Raw genomic sequence first — 570 nt, 5'->3', positions numbered from 1 at the left:
GTTACGTGACTCAAAAACGTTGGTGGACAATGAACTTGATCTTAGGTTTCGTCTACTTTATTATCTGGATTGGTTTAGGATCACTTTGGATGAAAGTAATTGGTATATTTTAAAATATTTAAATTAGTGCTCGAATCTCATTGATTTGGGCGCTTTTTAATTTGTATTTAAAATCAACCTTTGCTAAATCAAGACTCCCTTTTTAAAATACGTTTATCCTTTAAATCATTGCGTGCTTCACTGAAAATTTGTATAAAGATTTAAGTCATTACGTAACATCACATAAAATACATTTCTATACTATTCCGTTTCATTGATCAACATTACGTATGCCCTCATAAATCATGAAATAAAAAAACACCTTCGTTTAAATTCATTTTAAGTGCGAATTCAACGAAAGTGATTTATTTCATATTCAATGTTTTAAATTTATACAGCTGTCACTGTTACTGCACACATACCTCAGTCTCACCTTATCATGACACAAAGGATATTGAAAACACGTATAATTATCTTTCCTCGTATTTTATAGGGTTTTTGCGACCGGATGTTTCTTCAATTTAATGTATT

1 protein-coding gene is annotated in these 570 nt (G+C 30.2%); it reads left to right on the top strand.

Annotation, left to right across the window (positions count from 1 at the left end):
• The coding region (locus IDG60_RS21640) for a hypothetical protein (protein ID WP_241013313.1) at positions 1–113 on the top strand (113 nt) is incomplete at its 5' end.
• Positions 114–570: the final 457 nt, after the last annotated feature.

The organism is Staphylococcus sp. EG-SA-2 (genome assembly GCF_017152085.1).
The sequence above is the reverse complement of the archived record's forward strand: the minus strand, read 5'-3'. Positions and strand labels throughout refer to the sequence as shown.